At 34.7% G+C, this 1,477-nt stretch carries 2 protein-coding genes; one reads left to right on the top strand and one right to left on the bottom strand.

The genetic code is table 11. The features are described 5' to 3' along the window. Nucleotides 1-471 (top strand): flavodoxin family protein (locus FTU64_RS16195; protein ID WP_179991815.1); only part of this gene is annotated, 471 nt, incomplete at its 5' end. Nucleotides 472-644: 173 nt separating this feature from the next. Here the strand turns inward: FTU64_RS16195 and FTU64_RS16190 are convergent. Beyond that, on the bottom strand, nt 645-1,364 hold the full coding sequence (locus FTU64_RS16190; protein WP_087554354.1) for a phytanoyl-CoA dioxygenase family protein: 720 nt from the start codon (nt 1,362-1,364) through the stop codon (nt 645-647). Nucleotides 1,365-1,477: the final 113 nt, after the last annotated feature.

Here is a 1,477-nt window from a genome sequence, read left to right as displayed (position 1 = left end):
AAAATTGATTTATTCACCGCTGAACAGTTGATGTCTCAACCTGAATTACTCTGTCAATATGATGGACTAATTTGGGGTACTCCAACCTATCTCGGTGGTGTCTCTGGCACTTTTAAACAACTCATGGATGCCACAGGTCCATTATGGAAGAAGCAGGCTTTTAAAGGAAAATTAGCCGCAGGATTTACTGTTTCCTCATTACCTGCTGGGGATAAGCAATCGACCCTGATTTCGCTTTTCACCTTTTCGATGCAACACGGTATGGTATGGGTCGGCAACCCTATTTTACCTGAGCAACATCAAGGTGTTCCGTATACGCAAGCAGCCAATCGTCTCGGCTCATGGTCTGGTCTTATGGCACAAGCCGAACATGCCAGTGCGGCAGATGCTTTTGATATTGGCGATATTAAAACCGCTCAGTTATTTGGACAAAACTTTGCATTTCGCTTAAATGCATATCAAGGAACATGATCAAATGAAAGAGTCTAGTCTTTAATTTCCATATGTTTTTTAATCTCGGGCATTACTACATTAAAAACATTAGGTGTTATCAATAGTTTCTTTTCTATGTGAATGTCAGCATGGATTAGGAATATCTCTTATGAAGAAGATCCTGTCAGGATGATGGGTTTTCTTTATTTATCTTACAAATTCTGAAAATATCTATACGTTGCCATCATTCTTATCTTTTTTGCAGCATTTATCGCTGGAGAATGAATAACCCTCATATCCATTAAATACACATCCCCTTGTACGCCAGTTAATTCAATGATCTCTAATTTTTTATTCTGAAAATCAAAAGGCTGATTTAATATTTTCGTACTCAATAAATGATTCAGCTGACTTGAAGAAGATCGTTCAGTTAAATGATGTGAACCTTTCAAAACTAGAGTTCCACCACCATGAGGTTGAATATCATCAATGATTAAAAAAAATTGCAGTGACTCAAAAGCTGTTGAATGTGAATCGACATGCCATTTTAAATCATTCAGTGTCCATTTTTCCTGTTGAGGTAATGTCAGTAGAAGTTGCTGTTTCTGATCAGAGTAAAACTTTTTAGCAAAAATTTTGAATACAACTTCACCCAAAATATCTGAATATTTTTCTAAAGTTTTTGGCTGTTTAACTGTTCTGGACAACATGACAATCTGTTGAAAATGACTCAATTTTTTCAATTCTTTAGAGATTATTTTATTATTTTCATAAATTTTTAAACGTTTCAGTTCTTCAACCAAACTCTCTTTGATTAAATTTACTTCTTTTTTATCAATAAACTGAGATAGCTTAACAATTCCATCAACACTTAAGTCAGTTTTAATTTGTTTTAACTTTATTTGATCCAAATCGGCTCCATTATGATTCATTTTAAAAATTTCCAATCCCTAAGATTCAATCAGCTCTACTTAGGCAATAGCCTTAATAAACCAGCATTTTTTCCATCTTCCAACACCCAAATCGAGCCATTATATGCAGTATG

Origin of the sequence: Acinetobacter sp. YH12128 (assembly GCF_013418655.1) — a bacterium.
GTDB lineage: Bacteria > Pseudomonadota > Gammaproteobacteria > Pseudomonadales > Moraxellaceae > Acinetobacter > Acinetobacter amyesii.
Note: the sequence above shows the minus strand (reverse complement) of the source record. Positions and strands in the feature narration are given on the sequence as shown.

Coding starts and splice junctions, on each gene's coding strand:
- FTU64_RS16190 (WP_087554354.1), bottom strand. CDS start 1,364: ATGAATCATAATGGAGCCGATTTGGATCAAATAAAGTTAAAACAAATT.